This is a genomic window from Candidatus Profftia lariciata (assembly GCF_020541265.1).
Taxonomy (GTDB): domain Bacteria; phylum Pseudomonadota; class Gammaproteobacteria; order Enterobacterales; family Enterobacteriaceae; genus Profftia; species Profftia lariciata.
The window spans coordinates 1,108,359-1,132,346 of record NZ_CP045925.1 but is presented as its reverse complement, the minus strand read 5'-3'; the positions used below and the strand labels follow the sequence as shown (position 1 = coordinate 1,132,346).

The following is a 23,988-nucleotide window of genomic DNA, read 5'->3' as shown; positions in this document are numbered from 1 at the left end:
GATCTTTAAAATGATATCAATTATGATATATTCTATATATTATGTATGCTGCAAAATAAGATAACAGCGTAATATATTAACGTTATTATTATGTTTTTATGCTCTTAGAAGTTATTAATAATATAATAAGTAATTACTAATATTAATTAAATTATGATATATTATATCATAATTATAAATAGCAGCATTCAACATTTTTTAAAAAATATTTAAATTATTAATGTATTACATTTTATTGTAAATACATTTATTAATATCAATATATTACTTGTATCATGAATACTTATATGTATTTATAGAACTATTATAAATTTTAATATATTCTTATAAATATAAGAAAAAATTTAGATAACATATCATTCTATACTTTTTAAAATGTTTTACATATTATATAGATATTAAATAATTATATTATTTTTATGTATTATATTATTAATACACTATAATAACTAATAATATTCGTCTATTTTCATGCATCTCAAAAATACATTTTTATATTTTTTAAAAAACATATATAAAATATTTATAATATATTCATCATGCATATAAATTATAAACTTTAATTATATTTGATATATAAAATAATATAATAGATAAATATGATATTAAATAATATATGATTTAGTATATATTATCTGATATAAATGTTTTTATAATTTCAATAAATGAGATTATATGTAAAAATATTTTTTTATTTATTAAGTATATAATATACGATAACTTCTTATAGAAGTAAAAATTATTAATATATCCTATATTATAGATAGTAATACAATTTTTAATTAAATTAATAATTTTTATATAAATATATCAAATAGTAATTGCTTATCTTAGTTATTATAAAATCATAAGATATTAAGTAATTTTTGAATTATAGTGATTATTTTACTATGTAATTCTTTTTCTTTATGTAATTATGTCTTATTAAAATAAATAAAATAATATTAAAATTCATAATTTTAGTAAAGAAACTTACTTAAAACGATATCAATAATTTCTTATTTAGAATAATATAGTTAGATTTTTTTAAATAAATTATTCTTAAAATTAATTGAATATAATTTATAATTTTTCTAAATATATTATATGATAATATACTTTAATAATTTTTATAAATTAATAGTAATATAAATATACATATCCGCTAAATTATTATAATAATACTTGCAGAAAATTAAGTAACATATGAATATTATAATATTTTTTAAAATATATTATATGTATCTTTTTTATTATAGAAATAAAATATGTCTTATTATATTTTAAGATCTTCTGCAATTATTTTTATATAATAGCATTATTAACTAAGATATATTAATATATTATATATCTATTTTTATAGATGTATTATGTTAGTTAATTGTAAAGCGTATTAATTAATATATTTTAAATATTTAAAATATAACTATTATTAATTTAAAGAATTATAGTATTATTAATAATATATTATTTTAAATATACAAATTATTTTTTATATTAATAAAAAATTTTAGATTAATAGTGAAAATATATTTAAAATATTCTTTTTTAAAATAAATGATTAAATTATTAATATCTTATAAAAATAATAACTATTATATATATTTAAATAAATAATATAAATAATACTATATTGTATATTATCTAATTTCTTGGATTATGATTATATATTATTATCATAGCAAATAAAATTACGTAGATATATCATTTTTCCTAAAGTAATGCGTTCATTATTACCATAATCTTTGTGTGTAGATATATTAGTAAATCCGCATAATTGAAACATTTGACGAACAAATTTTCCTTGTTGCCAACCATGCTCTATTATCAGCCAACCATTATTTATAAGATAATAAGATGAATATCTTATAATATAGCTTAAATAAGCAAGACCATTATCTGGGGCTATTAAAGCACTAAAAGGTTCATAACTAATATCTCTTTGTAAGAGATGCGGATCATATTTATCAATATAAGGAGGATTACTAACAATTAATAAAAATTTCCGTCCTACTACTGGGGCAAACCAGTTTCCAGTAAGAAAAGAAACGTTGTGAAGTTTTAAGCGCGATGCATTACGCCATGCCAAAGCTGTAATATTTTCTAAATAATCAACACCAGTAAATCTACAATTAGGTAATTCACTAGCTAATGCTAAAATAATAGCACCAGTACCAGTTCCTAAATCTAATACTTCGCATGCGCTATTTGGAAGTATATTTAGTGCTTTTTCAACTAAATACTCAGTATCAATACGAGGAATTAGCGTTACTGGTGAAACTTCTAGAGTTAAAGACCAAAATTCACTTTTACCGATTATATAAGCTATGGGTTCATTAGATGCACGTCTTACAAGCAATTGCTCTAATCGATGTTCTTGCTCTAATGTTAACTTTGTTTCATTAAATGCTAAAATATAACTGTAGCTTTTATTAGTAATAAAACATAATAAAATATCTGCATCGTATTTAGGATTATCGCTTATTTGCAATTTGTCAATAGCATATTTACGCCATTGCTTAAATCTCATGAAACGTTTTCACATAGAGACGCCAGTTGATCAGCTTGATATTCTTGAATCATAGATTCAATAAGTATGTCTATCTTACCAGCCATGATTTCGTCTAAACGATATAATGTAAGATTAATGCGATGCTCTGTTACTCGTCCTTGTGGAAAATTATAAGTACGATGACGATCTGAACGATCACCGCTTCCAAGAAGATTACGTCTTGTCAAAGAGTCTTTTTGTTGTTGTTTTGCTATCTCAGCTGCACGTATACGGGATCCTAATACTGATAATGCCTTGGCTTTATTCTTATGTTGTGAACGTTCATCTTGACATTCAACAACAATATTTGTTGGTAAATGAGTAATGCGGACTGCTGAGTCCGTAGTATTAACATGTTGTCCACCAGCTCCTGATGAACGAAAAGTATCAATTCGCAAATCATCCTGATGAATCTCTCGTAATTCATCTTTCGGAATTTCAGGCATTACAGCTACAGTACAAGTTGAAGTATGAATGCGTCCTTGAGTTTCAGTTGCAGGTACTCGTTGAACACGATGACCACCAGATTCAAATTTTAAATTTCCATAAGCATTATAGCCCATAACTTTAATAATAATTTCTTTAAATCCTCCATACTCACCTTCATTAAGACTTATAATCTCTATTTTCCAGCGCTTTGATTCTGCATAACGACTATACATACGAAACATATTACCAGCAAATATTGCAGCTTCATTTCCTCCAGTACCAGCACGTATTTCTAAATAGCAATTACGTTCATCCAGGGGATCTCTTGGTAACATTAAAATTTTTAAATGTTGCTCTAAATCTATAATTTTATTTTTAGATTCTGTAATTTCTTCTTGTGCTATTTCGCGCATTTCAGGATCATTCAGCATGATTTGTGCTATAGATAAATTTTTTTTTACTTGCTGCCAAACTTGAAAATAACGAGTAATATCTGCTAATTGTGCGTACTCGCAAGATAAAGTATAAAAACGTTTTCGATCAATAATAATATCCGGATCTCTAAGATTTTCTTGTACCTCTTTATAACGCTCTTGTAACATTTCTAATTTTGCAATAATAGAAGGTTTCATGTTTGGTTCTATTTACCTGTAGTAACATTAATCATTAAGATAAAAGTAATTATTATTTAGTTTAAGATTATTTTTAATAATTATCACTTTAAAATATTTTTTATTTAGTATCTTATTGATACTATTTCATAGACATATCTATATATATGATTTTTTAATAGAAAAAATTAATTTAGATAATTATTTATATAATTTTATATTACTTTATAACAGAACAATAAATCTAATTTAGATAAAAAGATTATTCTATAATAATAGAAATAATAATTTATGATAAGTTATTTTTTAATATATTATATTATTTATCTACAATATAATTTATAATTCAGGTTAATCTAATATCTGTATTAAGACTATCAATAAAATTATTTATAATATTATTACAATATACATAAAATGAAAATTCTTTAATAAACTGATAGTATATAGCTACAGTACCCATAATAATTTACGGATAGAATATTTTATATGATATCCTTTAAGGATATATTTATTATGATAAATATATCAACACTATTTTACAAAATAAAAGTATCTATTATATCTGTAAATTGTTTAGTAAGCAGCATTTTTATCAAAAATATAATATATAAACATATATTTTAGAATAAATATTATTTTATTTATCAAAATATTAATTCTTTTGCTATATTATGTAAGATATGAATTAATAATCAGTAATTATTATTTATTATTTAATATATTTTGTTGTTTAATATATACTTTTTATAAAATTTAATATTACTGTAGTTTATGTTACATATAATAAAAAATAAATTTTTTCTTAAAATTTGATGATTATATAAATATATATATTTTATAGATTAATTTATTATATATCAATATATATTAATTATATAAAAGAAATAATATTATTGTAAATAAATACATTCATCAAAAATGATATTTACTTATTATATTCTTTTAAAGAATGTTTATATGTCTGTACAAACTTAAGAAGTTATTTTATATATATTTAATATAAGAAATACTTTTAAGTAATAAAAAATCATTATTAAGATTTTAATAAAATTATATGAATACTAGTATTTTATGATTGATGTCTTAGTGAATATGTAAATATATTTTTATATTACATATTAGTATAAAACTTATATGAATTTTAATAAATAATAATTATCTCCTTGTTTTGTACATTATAGATTTGGTTCAATATTCGAATAATTAAATTTTTATAATATATTTTATTTGATTTATATTTAAATATGTTATATATGAAATTAACTAAAAAATAAATATTTGTATTCAGTATAAAAATATAATTATTAAGTTATGATATACATAAAATATAATATATTCTTATATTTTAGTAAACTGTAAATATTTGTATAGTAGACTAAATTTATAATAATATAAATTTATTATATTTTAGTATAATTGTATATTACTATTAGTAATATCATTTTAATTAATTAGTTATTGTTAAATTATTTAATAATATTCATGGCTTGACCATTTTAATTATAAAATAATCATATTCAATTAATAATTGATATTGATTTACAATATAGATATTAATAATATTGTTATATTTTTTTTATTAAACATATAAAATTATAAATAATATGTCATTAATTTCTCATTACTCATAAAATAATATATTTCTATACATTATCATAATAATAAGATCAAATAATATTGTGCAAAAAATAAATTCTCTAATAGTTATTATATTTTGTTGTTTATTGTTGACTGCTTGTCAGGTTATCAAACAAAAAAACTTAGCTAATAGTAAACAAATATTGCATTGGTACAAACATCAGCATGAAGTTCAAAAGATTTATAAATACCAAGCTAGTGGATCTTTTGTTTATGTTTCGAATCAACAACGAGTATATGCTCATTTTTTCTTACAACAAAGTACTCCTGATCGTTATCATCTTTTATTAATAAGTTCACTGTATAATACTATAATTGATCTTAATGTTATGCCTGGTATAGTTCAATTAAATGATTATAGAGGTAAACGTTATTTTAGTGATAGTGTTAATAAAATGATTCAAAATATTACAGGAATACGAATACCTTTACAACATTTACATACATGGATACTAGGCATACCTAGTGATGCAAATAATGTTACATTAGATGATCAATATCGAGTAAAGCAATTTACATATAATAAAGATGATTGCAGTTGGCATGTGCAATATTTAAAATATAACTCAAATACTAAGCCTGCTGTACCAAGTCAATTAGAAGTAACCCAGAATGATGAACATATTAATCTAAAAATAGATTACTGGAAGATATAAAATGATTTTTACCAAAAACATTTGGCTTGCTCCAGCTAAGCTAAATTTGTTTTTATATATAACTAGTCGTTATCCAAATGGATATCATAATTTACAAACTTTATTTCAATTTTTAGAATATAGTGATCAATTAATAATTATACCACGCAATGATGGTCAAATCAATTTACTTACACCTCTTGACGGTGTGCCTAATAATCAAAATATGATTATTCGTGCTGCAAAATTACTACGTCAAAAAATACCTGAATCTTTTGCTTACTGTGGTGCAGATATTTCAATAAAAAAGATTATTCCAATTGGTGCTGGACTAGGAGGAGGTTCTTCTAATGCCGCTACTGTACTTGTAGCTCTTAATAAATTATGGAAGGTAAATTTAAGTCATAACAAATTAGTCAATATTGGTTTTAAATTAGGTGCAGATGTACCAATTTTCATTCAAGGATCTTCATATTTTTCAGAAGGTGCTGGAAAATTAATACATCCTGCATATCCTAAAGAAAAATGGTATCTTATTGCAGATCCTGGTATACATATATCTACTTCAATGATTTTTAATGATCCTGATCTAAATATATATTCTCCAGTACGTTCTTATCAAGATCTTCTTTTAGCACCTTATACAAATGATTGTGAATATATTGTAAGGAAGCGTTTTCATAAAATTGAAATGGTACTTTTATGGCTTCTAGAATATGCTCCTTCTCGTTTAACTGGTACAGGTGCATGTGCGTTTTCTGAATTTAATAGTAAGTCATCTGCTCTACGTGTATTAAATAAAGTACCTGGATGGTTTAAAGCTTTTGTTGCTCGTGGTATTAATATTTCACCACTATATAATTTTAATGATAATGTATGTACTTCGCAAGATTATTAAGTATTTAATAAATGATAATTACAATTAAACTAATGTAGTTGATTAATAGAGAAGCAGCAAAAATAATCATTAAATATACTGCATATTATTTATATATAAAATATATCTAAATCTTATAGATTAATCTGAAAATTTTATAAAATATATTAAATGACTATAATTTTAAACAAGTTATATAGTATTTAATATTTTTATATTTAAAAATTTACATAAAATATAAAATTACAATAGATTTTATTTTTATTTATAAAATACTTTTAATTAGTACTATTATTATTCCATGCAGGTATATATTATTATGTAATTATTTAGAAATAACTGATAAAATTATTCAGATATTTTACAATTTTTTAATGATAAATATTTATATATTTAAAAAAATAATCTGTATATTATTTAGTTAATAAATTAAGAAATGATATACAATATTATAAATAATAATTAATACGTTTTTAATAATAAATACATTTATTAATGATAATAAAACAAGAGTTTTAATGTTTATAATTATATTATAGAACATTTAATTAGTATAAATTAAAATTTATATAGAGTATGTTGTATATTTAAATACTATAAATATAGTAAAGGAATATAACGATTATTTGTTTTAAAAAATCTTTTAATATTCTTAAGAACTAACAAATTTTATTAAAAATACGATAACATCAATTTTTTAATAAAAGAACAACTAAAATAATATTGATTTTATAGAATATATGTCGCTTTTTATAATACATTAATAATCTTATTATTATATAAGTAACATATTTGTTATAATGTATTAATAAATATAATCTATAATATCATGCTATTAGAATACAGATAAATTGTAATTAACATTTAAGAATTAATTATATATACTAATGCATATGTTAGTACATATAATTAATATTATTTTTTAAAAAATTTTAGATTAAAATAATATAATTATTAAAATTATATATATTACTTAATTATATTAATAATATCATACTATTTAATATTAGTCAATAAATATTTACTCAAATATTTATAGAATTATACAGTAATTAACTTCTATTTAGTTTATTAGTTATTGTTTAAATATAAGATGGAGGTTGTTCTTGTGCCGGATCTAAAACTTTTTGCTGGTAATGCTATTCCTGAATTAGCACAACTTATTGCTAATCGTTTATATACTAATCTTAGTGATGCTTCTGTAGGACGGTTTAGCGATGGCGAAGTGTGTGTGCAAATCAATGAAAATGTACGTGGTGGTGATGTTTTTATTATTCAATCAACCTGTGCTCCAACTAATGATAACTTAATTGAACTAGTTGTTATGGTAGATGCATTACGCCGTGCTTCTGCAGGTCGTATTACTGCGGTTATACCTTACTTTGGATATGCACGCCAAGATCGTCGTGTTCGTTCTGCTCGTGTACCAATAACTGCAAAAATTGTTGCAGATTTTCTATCAAATGCCGGTGTAGATCGTGTTCTTACTGTAGACTTACATGCTGAACAAATTCAAGGATTTTTTGACGTACCAGTAGACAATGTATTTGGTAGTCCCATCTTACTAAAAGATATGTTGCAAAAAAATATGGACAACCCAATAGTAGTTTCTCCGGATATCGGTGGTGTTGTACGTGCTCGTGCTATAGCTAAGTTACTTAATGATACCGATATGGCAATTATAGATAAACGTCGTCCTCACGCTAATGTATCTCAAATAATGCATATTATCGGTGATGTTTCTGGGCGTGACTGCATCTTGGTTGATGATATGATAGATACTGGTGGTACACTTTGTAAAGCCGCCGAAGCATTAAAAGAACATGGTGCTAAAAATGTATTTGCTTATGCTACTCATCCAATATTGTCGGGTAACGCACTTAGTAATATCAAGGCATCTGTTATTGATAAAATAATTGTTTGTGATACTATTCCACTTTCTACAGAAATTAAATCTTTAAAGCAAGTATGTACTTTAACTCTATCTGGTATGTTAGCAGAAGCTATTCGTCGTATTAGTAATGAAGAATCTATTTCTGCCATGTTCGAATATTAAAATGTTGATAATTTAACAAAGATCTAGTAACTAGTAAATAACTAATGTATTTTTTAAAAAAGTTTTAATATTTCTTATTTTTAGCTAGAGCATTTTATACAATGCATGCTACTAATAACTAAGTTATTAGTAGTAAAATATTTTTTTAAAATATACTTATTTGCATAAGTATATTTTAAATCTATAGAAATAGATATAAAATATAATTTTATTACATAAGTACACATGTAATTATACATTAAATATATAAATGTTTACAATGTAGCACAATATTGTTCATAATACTTATTTAAAATAAAGCAATTATTATAGATGTTTAATAAAAATCTCATAAAAAATAGATAATAGTTTTTATTAGATATGTAGTATTTGCTAACTTTCTTACTTTTACTATTATTAATATACGTAATATATTATTGTAAATTGTAAAATATTTTTGTATATAACTAATAATATACATTATAGATAGTATATAAGATATTATATATATAAATATTAAAATAATTCTATCATTATTTGTATAAATTTATAAATTAATACTTAGCGTATAAGTATTTATAATTTTATTAGTTAATAACTTATTTAGTAATATTTTTTTAAAATTATATAATATTCCTTGTAATTTAACTAAACTTTCTTAGTTCATATTGATGTAGTATTAGTAAAAACTATATAATAAACGAAAATACTATAAAATATTTTAATGATTATATCTTTAATTATGAATATAGTTTACTTATTGCGTTGTATAACATATTAGAATATATTAATTAAATACATTCGCTACAGTATATTTATATATTTAATATTCTTAGTATTTAATTTATTAAAATATTTTATTTAATGTAATAAACTAATATAGTTTACCAGCTTGCTTGATATATAATCAGTTAACTTGCCGTATATTATACTATATATAATAGTTTTAACATATAATATAAATAACTATTTTTAAAAAATTTACATTTAAATTAATTAAATTATTTATAATATGAATTAACTTAATAATTCTTATAGAAGCATAATATGTTGGATCATTTATATTATACTTATGATATACCAATAATAAGTATAATTATTATATATTTTTTGAAAGTATAACAAAAAATATTTATTTATACTTTGCAATAATTAATACCATTAAAAATTATTTATGATCTATGATATGAAATGATACAATAGTATTGATATATAAAAAATATTAGTTATTATATTTTATTTCTTTATCTATAATAATAATTATTCAATATTTACTTGATTTTATTTTAAATGACACATTCAATATTAAGTGAGATTATTTTATATCACATAGATCACGTAAAATTATAGTATCTTCACGATCAGGGCCAGTAGAAATGATATCTATTGGAATATTAGTTATTTCTTCTATATACTTAATATAATTAATTGCATTTTTTGGCAATTTATTATATTGTTTAATACTAAAGGTAGGTGCTTTCCAACCAGGCATTATTTTATATATTGGTTCTATTTTTCCCCAATGTATAGGGTCTGAAGGAATAGTATAAATTTGAGAATTATCTGGCATACGATAACCTATACATATCTTTATATTATCTAAGTGATCAAGTACATCTAATTTTGTAATGCATAAACCAGATAAAGAATTTAATGTTACAGCACGGCAAAGTGCAACAATATCCAACCATCCAGTACGACGACGACGACCAGTAGTGGTACCAAATTCTTCCCCCTTAATAAATAATAATTCTCCAGTGTCATCAAATAGTTCCGTTAGTAATGGCCCCGCACCTACACGAGTAGAGTAAGCTTTAAAAATACCCAAAATATAATCAAGATTACGTGGACCTATACCAGCACCTGTAGCTACACCACCTGCCGTCGTATTTGATGAAGTTACATATGGATAAGTACCGTGATCTATATCGAGCATAGTACCTTGTGCACCTTCAAATATAATAAACTCATTTTTCTTACTTGCTTGACTAAGAAGATATGTAACATCAATTACCATATCTTTTATTATATCAGCAGTAGTCATTACTTCATCAAGTATGACTTGATAATGAATAGCTTTAGTTTTATAATAATTTACTAATTGAAAATTATAGTATTCTATAATGCTTTTCAACTTAATAGAAAATTTTTCTTCATTAAAAATATCACTAACACGTAGACCACGACGCGCTATTTTATCTTCATATGCAGGCCCAATACCTTTTTTTGTTGTACCAATAGCTTTAGTACCACTTAAGTTTTCGCGAGCATTGTCTAATGCTACATGATATGGCAATATTAAAGAACAAGATTCTGATAATAATAGACGTTCTCTAACAGGGATAGAATTATTTTCTAACTCTTTTATTTCGTGTATTAAAGCATTAAGTGATAATACAACACCATTTGCAATAACATTTATTACGTTATTTCGCATAATACCTGACGGTATAACATGAAGAATAGTTTTTTTACCATTGATAACTATCGTATGACCTGCATTATGTCCACCTTGGCAACGTACAACATATTTTGCTTTTTCGGTTAACAAGTCGACGATTTTACCCTTACCTTCATCACCCCACTGAGTTCCTATTATGACTATATTCTTACTCATTATATTTTCACCACATATGCTTAAAAATCAATTCTAACATTACTTATCTTAAATTTTTTAATATTTTTAATAGGATTATTATATAATCAATCTTAAAAGTTTGAAATATAAATGCAAATATAAAGTTTATAAAAATATATCTATTTTTTAATATAAATCATAAATGCATAAATACTAAAAATATTTTCTTTTTTTAAGAAGAAAATCTATATTATTAATATATAATATTATTGTTGTTAACAATACAAAAATAAACAATATTTACCGATTAAATTATGTATATTTAATTAAATATAATATTTTATAAGATAAAATTATCGAATGTAATAAATATTTACATATACGTTGCTTATTTATAAATTTAAATTTTTTATTAGTTAAATAACTTAACTTAAAACTATAAAAATACTCTATAAAATCATGATTTAATTATTAATTTAATAAAAGTAGAATACATAAAATATTAATATGCATATTTTCAATATATGCCTCATAAACTCATATAATTATGCTTTAATTATTTAATAAGTGTTAAAGATTAGTTAATATAAGTTGTAAAATTATTAAATAAATTAATAAATATTATAATGATAGAAAATTTATAAATATACAATCATATAAAGTATTCTAAGATATTATATATAGTCTAGTAAACATTTACAATATACTAAAAGTAATAGTAATTATTTATTTGTTATCTACGTATTCATTTTTAATCTTAGTTAAAAGAAAATAATATATTATACAGTATAACGATAATATATAAAATATATACATTATTAGTATATTTATTAGTTTAATCATCATAATATATTTAATATATAAGTAATGTTTATTAATATGTTCAGTGGATAGCAAAATAATATTCATAATATGAATATTATTTTGTTGTATTATCTATTAAATGGATTTATTATTTTCCTGATATAATATATACTAAATATCATTTATTTATCATTCAATAATATATTAATATTATATTAACAAATAATAATTTTATATATATAATTTCTATATTTATTGCATACAATATATATAATAATTATTTAATAAATTTAGAAAATATTTAAAATATATATTTATAAATAAAAATAATATTTTATGTTTTTATATTACTTATAGTTTTAGTGGTAAGTAAATATCAAAAATTTAATTTTTATGTATATATTAATAAATTTTTTATTTGTGATTTACCGCTCGACTGACTCTAGAGAATCTTAAATTAGATTAAAATTTAAAGATTATATAATTTCTAACTAATACAATAATAGTATTTCTAGCAGAGCATAGAAACAATTACAAAATATTTTTTAATATATAGATATAAATATATAATGATTTTTTAAAATAAATATTTTGTATATTTTAATTTTTTTATAATACTATATATTAGTTTGTTAATTATTTTAAATAAATTATTTTTATTAAAAAATATTTTTTAATATTTGATTTAATAATAATTAATATACTAAAGAATATTAACATAAAAATATCATGCACGTATGTCATGCATAATTTTAGCAAATTTATTATCTAAATTATTAATCTTAGTGTTAATATTTAATTAATTTTCACATTATTTCAGCAATATGAAAATATGTTAGTTATGTGAATATATAATAAATTAACAAGAATAATTTAATAGCACTATATAATTAAATATTCTATTTTTAATAAATGACTGTGTAACATGATAAATATATCAAATACATCATTTTTGATGAGTATTTATCTTTACTAAGTTTTTTAATAAAAAAATTACTAATGAGTTTATTATAATAGTGTTATGTTATTATTTTAAATAAATCATTAAAAGATTATCTTAAATAATAATTTACATATTATTATTTTAATTAAGTATTTATTAATAAATAACTAGTAATAATTAAAATAATAAAAATGATATTTAAATAGTTTGTGATTTTTGATATAATATTATTATTCTTGTAAAGATTATAGAAATATTTTAATCAACTCATAAATGTAAGTATATATAACTATTAATTCATTTATATGTTTGTTTTTTTTGAGTGTGCTATGGAGTTAATTAGAGACATTTATAACTTACGGGCACGCCATAATAGTTGTATATTAACAATTGGTAACTTTGATGGAGTTCATCGTGGTCATCAAAAATTGTTAACTAGTTTAACGCAAGAAGGTAAAAGATTAGGATTGCCTGTTATGGTTATGAGTTTTGAACCTCATGCTTTAGAATTTTTTAGAGCAAATAAGGCACCAGCTCGACTTACACAATTACGCGATAAATGCTATTATTTAGCTAATGCAAAAATTGATTATTTTTTGTGTATTCGTTTCAACCATTTTTTTGCAGCTATTTCAGCAAATACTTTTCTGAAAAAAGTACTTGTTGAAAAGATTGGTATTAAATATCTTATAATTGGTGATGATTTTCGTTTTGGTGCAAAACGTCAAGGAGATTATAAATTATTGAAACAATCAGGATATAAGTTTGGTTTTACTGTGACTAATTCTACTAGCTTTTGTACAGGCAATCAACGTATTAGTAGCACGGCTATTCGACAAGCATTACAAGCAGATAATCTTAATTTAGCAGAAAAAATGTTAGGACATCCATATAGCATATCTGGACGCGTGATACACGGTGATAAAATTGGTAGGACAATTGGTTTCCCAACAGCTAATTTAGCTCTAAAATGGTTAATTGCACCTGTAAAAGGTGTATATATTGTAGATGTTTATGGATTAACTGCAAAACCATTACCTGGTGTTGCAAATATTGGCATCCGTCCAACAATATCTGGCAGGCATCAACAATTAGATGTTCATTTATTAGATATTACAATTAATATTTATGGACGTTATATTAATGTAGTACTCCGCGCAAAACTGCGTGATGAAAAAAAATTTATTTCTCTTGATGCATTAAAACAACAAATTGCTAATGACGTAGTAATGGCTCGTGCATTTTTTAAATTAGATACATCAGTATAATTTTATATATAACTTAATTATTACAAGAGGTTAATATTAAATAATTTTTTGTTAAACTATGAATGATATTAACATAAAAATGAGAAATTAATGAGTAATTATAAACATACTTTAAACTTGCCGACTACAACATTTCCGATGCGGGGTAATTTAGTTAAGCTTGAGCCTTGTATACTACATCGTTGGTATAAGCATGATTTATATAGAATGATCCGTAATGCAAAAAAAAATAAAAAAATTTTTATTCTGCATGATGGTCCTCCTTACGCGAATGGTAGTATTCATATTGGTCATGCAGTAAATAAGATTCTTAAAGATATTATTATTAAATTTAAAGGGTTAAGTGGATTTGACGCTCCTTATATTCCAGGTTGGGATTGTCATGGCCAACCCATTGAAATAAAAGTAGAACAACTACTTGGTAATACTAATAAGGAATACAATACTTCTGAGTTTCGTGCAAAATGTCGTGAATATGCTGCTGAGCAAGTGAATAGTCAAAAATCTGATTTTAAACGTCTTGGAGTCTTAGGTGATTGGAATAATCCATACTTAACTATGGATTTTAAGATTGAAGCTAACATACTTCGCACATTAGCTAAAATAGTAGATAATGGTTACTTAATGAGAGGCATTAAACCAGTTCATTGGTGCCCAGCATGTAGTTCTTCATTATCTGAAGCTGAAGTTGAGTATTATAATAAAATTTCGTTATCTATGTATGTACGATTTGCTGTAATTAATAAAGAAAAAATTTTAACTAAATTTGGTATAAAAAATTTTATAGGTAAATGTTACATACTCATCTGGACGACAACTCCTTGGACAATCCCAGCTAATCGTGCTATTTCTTTACATCCTAATATTGAATACCAATTAATTACTATTAATGATGAATGCTTAATTTTAGCCGCTGATCTTGTTAAGAATGTTATTAAAACAGCAAATATAATTACATGGAAATTATTGGGTACTTGCAAAGGTATAAATTTAGAGTTAGATCGTTGTCAACATCCATTTATGGATTTTGATGTACCTATCGTTATGAGCGAACATGTAACATTAGATTTAGGTACAGGTGCTGTCCATATAGCTCCAGGTCATGGGCCAGATGACTATTTGATTGGACAAAAATATAATTTAGAAATAACTCATACTGTTGGGCCTAATGGTTGTTACTTAAATGGTACTTATTCTGATAGTGATCATACTTTAGATGGTCTTTTTGTTTTTCAAGCTAATGATATCATTGTTAAAATATTAAAAAAATATGGTGCACTTTTTTATACTGAAAAAATTCGTCATAGTTATCCATGTTGTTGGCGCCATAAAACTCCTATATTATTTCGCACAACTCCGCAGTGGTTTATTAATATTGATTATAACGACCTACGTAAACAGGCTCTCAATGAAATTGATATAATAGAAAAGGCAAGCTTAAACAATACAGGTTTAAGAGCTTGGATGCCTACATGGGGTAAAGCACATATTGAGCATATGGTATCACAACGACCTGATTGGTGTATTTCTCGTCAACGTACTTGGGGTGTTCCGATGTCAATATTTGTTCATAAAGATACACAAAAAATACACCCTCATACTGTAGAATTAATGGAATTAGTGGCTCAGCGTATTGAAAAAAACGGTATTCAAGCATGGTGGGATTTAGATATTAAAGAAATTTTAGGTGAAGAAGCAGATCAATATAAAAAAATACCTGATACTTTAGATGTATGGTTTGACTCTGGTTCAACTAGTTTTTCGGTAGTTAATGTACGCCCTGAATTTCATGGTAATATATCAGATATATATCTTGAGGGTTCTGATCAACATCGCGGTTGGTTTATGTCATCTTTAATGATTTCTACTGCAATAAACGGTAAAGCCCCTTATCGTCAAGTATTAACACACGGTTTTATTGTAGATGGGCAAGGAAATAAAATGTCTAAATCGATTGGTAATATCATTAGTCCTCAGGATATCGTAACTACATTAGGTAGTGATATTTTACGTTTATGGGTTGCTTCTACTGATTATACTAATGAAATGATAGTGTCACATGAGGCCCTAAAAAATTCTGCAGATTATTATCGTCGTATTCGTAATACTGCGCGTTTTTTATTAGCGAATCTGCATGATTTTAATCCAAAAAAACATCTAGTTAAACCAGAAAATATGGTAGTTCTTGATCGATGGGCAATTGAGCGTGCAATGCATTTACAAAAAAAAATTTTAAATGCTTACGATCACTATAATTTTCATGCAGTAGTGCAATACCTTTTAAAATTCTGCTCAATTGATATGGGTGCCTTTTATTTAGATATTATTAAAGATCGTCAGTATACTATGCAAGCAAACAGTATCCCTCGTCGTAGTTGTCAAACGGCATTATTTCATATATCTGAAGCTTTAGTTCGTTGGATATCACCTATTTTATCTTTTACCGCTGATGAGCTATGGCGTCATATGCCTGGCGAACGTGTCGATTTTGTTTTTACTGAAGAGTGGTATAATAATTTATTTTGTTTAGATCATTATGAAATTATGAATCATGATTTTTGGTCTAAAATAATGAAAGTTCGTTCCACAGTAAATAAAGTTATTGAACAAGCACGTACTGATAAAATAATTGGCGGTTCTCTAGATGCTCAAATTACTCTGTATGCTGATAATATTTTACAATATGAGCTAAATAGTTTAGAAAATGAACTACATTTTGTATTAATTATTTCTAAAGTTCAAGTAGAACCGTTAGTTAATGCACCAATTCATGCAACTCAAAGTGATGCATTACCAGGTTTAAAGGTTTTGTGTAATAAAGCAGAGGGCCAAAAATGTCCACGTTGTTGGCATTTTTATACTACAATTAATGATAATACACATTTAGATATTTGTCCGCGTTGTACAATTAATGTTCTAGGTTATGGAGAAAAACGTAAATTTGCATAATAATTGGTGTAAGAAAAATAATATATCTACGGGATTATGGTGGCTTTGGTTAGTACCAATAATTTTAATTATAGATTTAAGTAGTAAATATTTCATTCTAAAATATTTTTTTTTAGGTGAAACGCAAAACTTACTACCATGTTTAAATTTATATTATATACGTAACTATGGAGCTGCTTTTAGTTTATTTGCTGGCAATAATGGATGGCAATATTGGTTATTTGTTAATAGTGCTATTGTAATCTGTGGAATATTAGTTATTTTAATGTATCGCACTAATGTCGTGCATAAACTTAAGAATATTTCTTATTCTTTTGTTGTAGGAGGTGCATTAGCTAATCTTTTTGATCGTATATGGCATGGATTTGTTGTAGATATGATAGATTTTCATATTGGAATATGGCATTTTGCTACTTTTAATATTGCAGACTGTACTATTTGTATTGGTATTACATTAATGATGTTAGAAGCTTATCTTTCATTAAAAAATAACTAATATTAATTAATATATAGATTAATAATAATAAAACATTAAATAAAATTTTTTACAAAAAATATTTTTATTATAAAATAATCAAGGTATAATAAAGTAATAAGATTGTACATGAATAAAATAAAAATTTTAGCACAAAATAAATGCATAAATTAAAAATTACTGTAAACAATAAAATAAATAATAATAATTTTAATTATATGTTATATTAAAATATTTTATTTAATTTACAATTTTTAATTATTTTTAATATATTTTTAATACTAAATATTATAGTATTGACTAATTTAAGTAATAAATACAATGTCATTTAATTACTATCTAGTAATATAATGCAGAAATGTATAAATTTCTGATATAAATTACTTTAAATTTTGCTTAAAATAGGTATATTAATGCAAATTATATTAGCTAATCCACGTGGTTTTTGTGCAGGTGTTGATAGAGCTATTAGTATTGTAAAACGTGCGTTAGAAATATATGGTTCTCCAGTTTATGTATGTCATGAAGTAGTGCACAACCATTATGTAAATAATAGATTGCGTAAATTAGGAGCTATATTTATTGAAAAAATTAGCGAAGTTCCTGATAATAAAATTTTAATTTTTTCTGCTCATGGTGTTTCACAAGCTGTTCGCACAGAAGCTAAAATGCGTAATCTAACTATGTTATTAGATGCTACTTGTCCATTAGTAACTAAAGTGCATATGCAAGTCATGCGTGCCAGTCGCAAAGGTATTGAGGTTATTTTAATTGGGCATTCTGGTCATCCAGAAGTTGAAGGTACTATGGGTCAGTACAGTAACCCCATAGGAGGAATATATTTAATTGAATCTCCAGAAGATGTATATAAGTTACAGGTAAAAAATAACTCTAATTTATGTTTTGTAACACAAACTACTCTTTCTATGGATTATACATTAGATATTATTCACGCTCTTAAAGACCGTTTCCCTAAGATTATTGGGCCACGTAAAAATAATATTTGCTATGCAACCATCAATCGTCAAGAAGCTGTACGTAAATTAGCAAATAAAGTTGAATTACTAATAGTAGTGGGTTCACAAAATTCCTCTAACTCAAATCGTTTAACAGAAATAGCGCAAGGCATGGGAATACCATCATTTTTAATTAATTATGCTAGCGATATTTGTAAAAATTGGATTCATAATATACAGTGTATTGGTGTTACTGCAGGGGCATCTGCTCCTGAAATTTTAGTACAAGATGTCATTAAACGTCTTCAAAAGTTTGGGGGAGAGTGTCCCGTGGAAATGCAAGGTCATGAAGAAAATATTTTTTTTAATATTTCCAAAGAACTTCTTATAAACATTAAAGACATAGATTGATTATTGTTCTCACAATATTTTAAAAAATGTAGCTGTATATTGCTTATTTTTTTATTACAGACATGTTTTATTAATTATTTAAAATATAGTAATATTAGAGATTTATAATTTACAGATTTTATAAGACATGTAAGACATATATTATATTTAATAATATAAAATTTAGATTAGTTAATATAGTTAACAATATACTATAAATTTATAATATCTTGAATTATGATCAATTTATTATTAAATATATTTCATATAATGATATGAAATTAGCTACAAAATATATTTATATTATAAATATTTTATAATATCACTAAATAATAAAAATTTTTTATATGCTATATATAATGAACTAGTATCATACTATTTATAAGAATAGTATATAATACCATTATACTTACTATATTTGTTTACTTTAGAATTCTTTATTATATATAACTAATATTATTATGATAATATTTATAATTATAAAAAAATTTTTTTATAATATTAGTGATATAAATATATTTAATATATTTATTACTTTATAAAAAATTAATTATATCATTTAATAATTTATTTATTAATTTATTACTAATATATTTTATTAGACAGTATGCTTATTAAGCATAACATGATAATACAAATAAAGATTAATAAAATTAATTATAATAATATTTTATAAATATATTATATCATCTAGATCAATCAAGATATTATTAAATATTTTTATTACCTTTAATTTAACAGTTTATTTAAGAAGTAAATAAATATCTTAAAAAGATATTGTACTTAACAATATAACAATATTGTTATTCTATAGATTAGAATAAACAACATATTTTATAACAAAATAAAGACTTAATAATAAAATAATCTTTAATTTTATAATAAAATATAGGTAAAATATATAAATAAGAGTCAATAATATAATTATATTAAAGATTACAATATATAAAAAATGATTATTAAATAATATTTTAGATTAAATGATAATATTAAACATTATATTATAATAATTATATTACTTATTAATAGTTAAATTATTAATATTTTTAAATATTAACAACAAATATATAATTATTTAAAATAATTAATTATTTTTAATAAAGAATCAAGATAGTAATAATTATTTTTAAAGAAGTAATTTTTTATTTATAGTATCAGTAATATTATTATATTAATTAATAATATAATATAATAATATATTTAATTATTAGCAATAATATATCACGATTTAAATAGTATTTTTTCTATTTAATAAAAAGATAATAAATTATTAGATATATAAAATAAAAATATTTTTTTATTAATTTATATAGTTAACATTAGCAATGTTATATGATCAATTTTACTAGATGTTTTATTTCTAATAAATTATAGATAAATTTTCATGTACCTCTGTATATTTTGTGAATTTTGATATAAAGATTGTTATCATTTTTTTTTAATTAATAGTTCAATTATATAAATAAATCAACATAACATATTTAAAATACATTATTTTAATTTAAGTATAATATATTATTATTTAATTAGATTATGACTAATACATAGCAAGTAATATAAAATATATTATCTAAGAAAATATGATGGATATATTACAAATAATAATTGTAATATTTTAGATTTTAAATAAGATTAATAATCTTATGAAATAATAAGTTTCTTTTTTTAAGAATAAAAATTATACAATAATATGTAAATAATAATCTAAATTAAAATCTATCAACCTATATTTTTTATACAATTCATTATAAATAAAATATATTGTATAGACTGTTATTTATTAAAAATATTTTATTTTAATTAAATTATTTAAATAACATAGTTAATGTTCACGATTATTAAGAAATTTTATTTCAGGATAACGTTCACGTATCATATTAAGGTTAATTATAGTTGGTGCAATATATACTAAGTTATTCGCATCATCTAATGCTAAATGTAATTCATTCTTACGCTTAAATAATTCAAACTTATGCATATCTTTACATTCAAGCCAGCGCACGGTAATGATATTGACAGATTCATATGTAGCTAAAACATTATATTCATTTTTAAGACGTGCCACTATAACTTCAAATTGTAATACACCTATTGCACCTACTATCAAATCATTATTATTAATTGGACGGAATATTTGTACTGCTCCTTCTTCTGATAGTTGAACTAAACCTTTTAATAATTGCTTTTGTTTTATAGGATTATGCAAGGTAATACGACGAAATATTTCTGGAGAAAAATTTGGAATTCCTATAAAATTTATATTTTCACCCTGAGTAAAAGTATCACCTATTTTAATAGTACCATGATTATGTAAGCCAATAATATCCCCTGCATAAGCTTCTTGAATATGTGATCGTTCTTCAACCATCAAGGTAACAGCATCAGAAATCACCATATATTTACCAGTACGAACATGATATATTTTCATATTTTTTTTATAATGACCAGATACAATACGTATAAAGGCTATTCGATCACGATGTTTAGGATCCATATTAGCTTGAATTTTAAATACAAAACCAGTAAATTGTTCTTCGAAAGGATATACTGTACGAATATTTGTTAAACGTAGCATCGGAGAAGGAGACCATTGCACTAAACTGTCTAACATATGATTTATACCAAAGTTTCCTAATGCAGTACCAAAAAATACCGGTGTTAAAGTACCATTAAGAAACATTTTTTTATTAAAATACGGAGTAGTATCTTTCACAAATTCTAATTCATCACGTATTTGTTTAGCTAAATTACTTCCTATAACTTTATCTAAAGTTATATTTTCTAAACCTTCAATTATATTGTCTTCCTGTATAATATGTCCTTGACCAGTTTTATATAAATATACTAAATTTTTATAAAAATGATAAACTCCTCTAAATGTTTTACCACAGCCAATTGGCCATGTAATAGGTGCACATGCAATATTAAGCTCTTTTTCTACTAAGTCCAGTAATTCTATTGAATTATGAATTTCGCGATCTAATTTGTTCATAAAAGTTATTATTGGCGTATTACGCATACGAGTAATTTTTATTAGTTTTTTTGTACGTTCTTCAACACCCTTGGTTGCGTCTATCACCATTAAACAGGAATCAACAGCAGTAATTGTACGATAAGTATCTTCTGAAAAATCTGCATGTCCTGGAGTATCTAATAAATTAATTAAATAATTACGATATGTAAATTGCATTACAGAAGTAGTAATAGAAATACCACGCTGTTTTTCTATTTCCATCCAATCAGATTTTGCATATTTATTAGATCCACGGCTTTTAATGGTACCTGCTTTTTGGATAGCTCGTCCAAATAATAAAATTTTTTCAGTAATTGTAGTTTTACCTGCATCTGGATGAGAAATAATTGCAAAATTTCGGCGTTTTAATATTTCGTGTATATTTTTATTAAAAGACATATTATAAATTTTATGAGTTATTACTTTACGCTAATATTTATTATAAATATGCTATATGAATACGTAAAGAGGTTATAAAAAGGTTTTTAAAAAAAATTATTTACATAATACATAGTTATTCACTCAATTACTTAGTTATATATTATTATATAATTTATATAAATTAATGCTCAATAATGTAATAAAAATAATATCTTTATTATAAAATAATGATATTATTTCTTAGTTGATTTATCATAAATAATTAATTATTATTTAATAAAATACTATGTAACTATTAAAAAATAATTAATAATATACTAATCTATAAAATATAAAATTCAATCTCAGTCTAACTATTAAATAGTAGTTGATTGTATAATGGATATCTAGTACAAATATTTAATATATTCATTAAAGTAAATTCTAATTTTAGAATAGCCATGTTTTCTTAGGCATATAAATAATAACTAAAAAATAATTATTAATAGTTAATACAGGTAATATAATATATTTTCTTTATAATTTAAATTAATATTAGTTATATAATATTTTTAGTATGATGTCATTCAAAATTATATAATCTCGATAACTACTTAGCAGCAATACTCAGTAATAATTAATTACGATATCTGAATAAATAATATAATGTATTCATTAGTTATATTAAAGAAAATTTAGTTAAATAAATATTGATAATATATTGATATACAATACTAAAATAATATTGATGTATATAATTAAATATTATATTTATAAAGTATATTATCACTATAATCAATCTTTATCTGGCTTAGAGCGTAATATTATTATAATTATTGTGTCTTTTAATATATAAAGTATTTTATAAAGTTTTATTGAATATATTGAATAATAAAAATATTTAGAATTATTCAATATATTATATAACTATTAATATAAAAATAAATTACTTGGGAGATATAAACATACATTAAAAATTTTAATAAACTTATTTATTATATATATTACGTATGAGTTATATAAACAAATTATTTATAATGTTGTTATAAAATTTATTATGATGAATATCATTCATATAGCATGCATTATTCATACTAAAAGTTTTATTGTAAAATAGTTAAGATATAACCAAGATAATTCTGCTAAATAGTATTTTGTTATTTTATGAAAACTGTAAAAATTATATCAATATTATTGATATATACGTAATATTAACATATATATACTAGAATATTAATTTTATATCTCATTATATATGTTGATTGATCATATAAATGATACTTTATAGATTTTTAGTAAAAAATATCACAGTAATATATAGTAGCAAACAAGTAATTTATTTAAACTTAATATGTATATTATAAAAATAAAAAGTATGTGTATTTATAAATATAATACTAAAATATATTATTAAAAACAACATACTATTAGTATTACTAATAAGTATTAAATATTAATAATATTATTAATTTTTAATATTTCTTAAAAAATTAC

General features: G+C 22.6%; 11 protein-coding genes. 7 read left to right on the top strand and 4 right to left on the bottom strand.

Going from position 1 to position 23,988, the window contains the following annotated elements; translation table 11 throughout:
• Positions 1–1,642: 1,642 nt before the first annotated feature.
• Together prmC and prfA are read right to left on the bottom strand one after the other, a co-directional pair.
• On the bottom strand, positions 1,643–2,509 hold the full coding sequence (prmC, locus tag GII40_RS02965) for a peptide chain release factor N(5)-glutamine methyltransferase (protein WP_226813344.1): 867 nt from the start codon (positions 2,507–2,509) through the stop codon (positions 1,643–1,645).
• Positions 2,506–3,591 carry a peptide chain release factor 1 gene (gene prfA, locus GII40_RS02960; RefSeq protein WP_226813343.1) on the bottom strand — a complete coding sequence of 362 codons (1,086 nt, stop codon included), beginning with the start codon at positions 3,589–3,591 and terminating at the stop codon, positions 2,506–2,508. The genes prmC and prfA overlap by 4 nt, the downstream gene beginning before the upstream one ends.
• Before the next feature lie 1,661 nt (positions 3,592–5,252).
• Here prfA and lolB point away from each other — a divergent pair.
• The 3 genes from lolB to GII40_RS02945 all read left to right on the top strand — a co-directional run bounded on the left by lolB (position 5,253) and on the right by GII40_RS02945 (position 8,779).
• The gene (gene lolB, locus GII40_RS02955) at positions 5,253–5,867 is read left to right on the top strand and encodes a lipoprotein insertase outer membrane protein LolB (RefSeq protein WP_226813342.1); all 615 of its coding nucleotides are present in this window, start codon (positions 5,253–5,255) and stop codon (positions 5,865–5,867) included.
• Between the two features lies 1 nt (position 5,868).
• On the top strand, positions 5,869–6,744 hold the full coding sequence (ispE, locus tag GII40_RS02950) for a 4-(cytidine 5'-diphospho)-2-C-methyl-D-erythritol kinase (RefSeq protein WP_226813341.1): 876 nt from the start codon (positions 5,869–5,871) through the stop codon (positions 6,742–6,744).
• A gap of 1,087 nt (positions 6,745–7,831) precedes the next feature.
• Positions 7,832–8,779 carry a ribose-phosphate pyrophosphokinase gene (locus GII40_RS02945; RefSeq protein WP_226813648.1) on the top strand — a complete coding sequence of 316 codons (948 nt, stop codon included), beginning with the start codon at positions 7,832–7,834 and terminating at the stop codon, positions 8,777–8,779.
• Between the two features lie 1,294 nt (positions 8,780–10,073).
• On the opposite strand, the gene GII40_RS02940 is transcribed toward GII40_RS02945, so the two are convergent.
• Complete coding sequence (locus GII40_RS02940; RefSeq protein WP_226813340.1) at positions 10,074–11,375, bottom strand: adenylosuccinate synthase; 1,302 nt, start codon at positions 11,373–11,375, stop codon at positions 10,074–10,076.
• 2,037 nt (positions 11,376–13,412) lie between these two features.
• On the opposite strand from GII40_RS02940, the gene ribF reads away from it, so the two are divergent.
• The 4 genes from ribF to ispH all read left to right on the top strand — a co-directional run bounded on the left by ribF (position 13,413) and on the right by ispH (position 19,142).
• Entirely contained in the window at positions 13,413–14,351 is a 939-nt protein-coding gene (gene ribF, locus GII40_RS02935) for a bifunctional riboflavin kinase/FAD synthetase (RefSeq protein ID WP_226813339.1), read from the top strand.
• Between the two features lie 90 nt (positions 14,352–14,441).
• Positions 14,442–17,300, top strand: a complete 2,859-nt coding sequence (gene ileS, locus GII40_RS02930; protein WP_226813338.1) for an isoleucine--tRNA ligase — start codon at positions 14,442–14,444, stop codon at positions 17,298–17,300.
• Positions 17,275–17,796, top strand: coding sequence for a signal peptidase II (gene lspA, locus GII40_RS02925; protein WP_226813337.1), 522 nt, complete (start codon positions 17,275–17,277; stop codon positions 17,794–17,796). The genes ileS and lspA overlap by 26 nt, the downstream gene beginning before the upstream one ends.
• A gap of 392 nt (positions 17,797–18,188) precedes the next feature.
• Positions 18,189–19,142: a 4-hydroxy-3-methylbut-2-enyl diphosphate reductase gene (gene ispH, locus GII40_RS02920; RefSeq protein WP_226813336.1), complete on the top strand. Its 954-nt coding sequence runs from the start codon at positions 18,189–18,191 to the stop codon at positions 19,140–19,142.
• A gap of 1,801 nt (positions 19,143–20,943) precedes the next feature.
• Here the strand turns inward: ispH and prfC are convergent.
• Positions 20,944–22,533, bottom strand: a complete 1,590-nt coding sequence (gene prfC, locus GII40_RS02915) for a peptide chain release factor 3 (protein WP_226813335.1) — start codon at positions 22,531–22,533, stop codon at positions 20,944–20,946.
• Between the last annotated feature and the right edge of the window lie 1,455 nt (positions 22,534–23,988).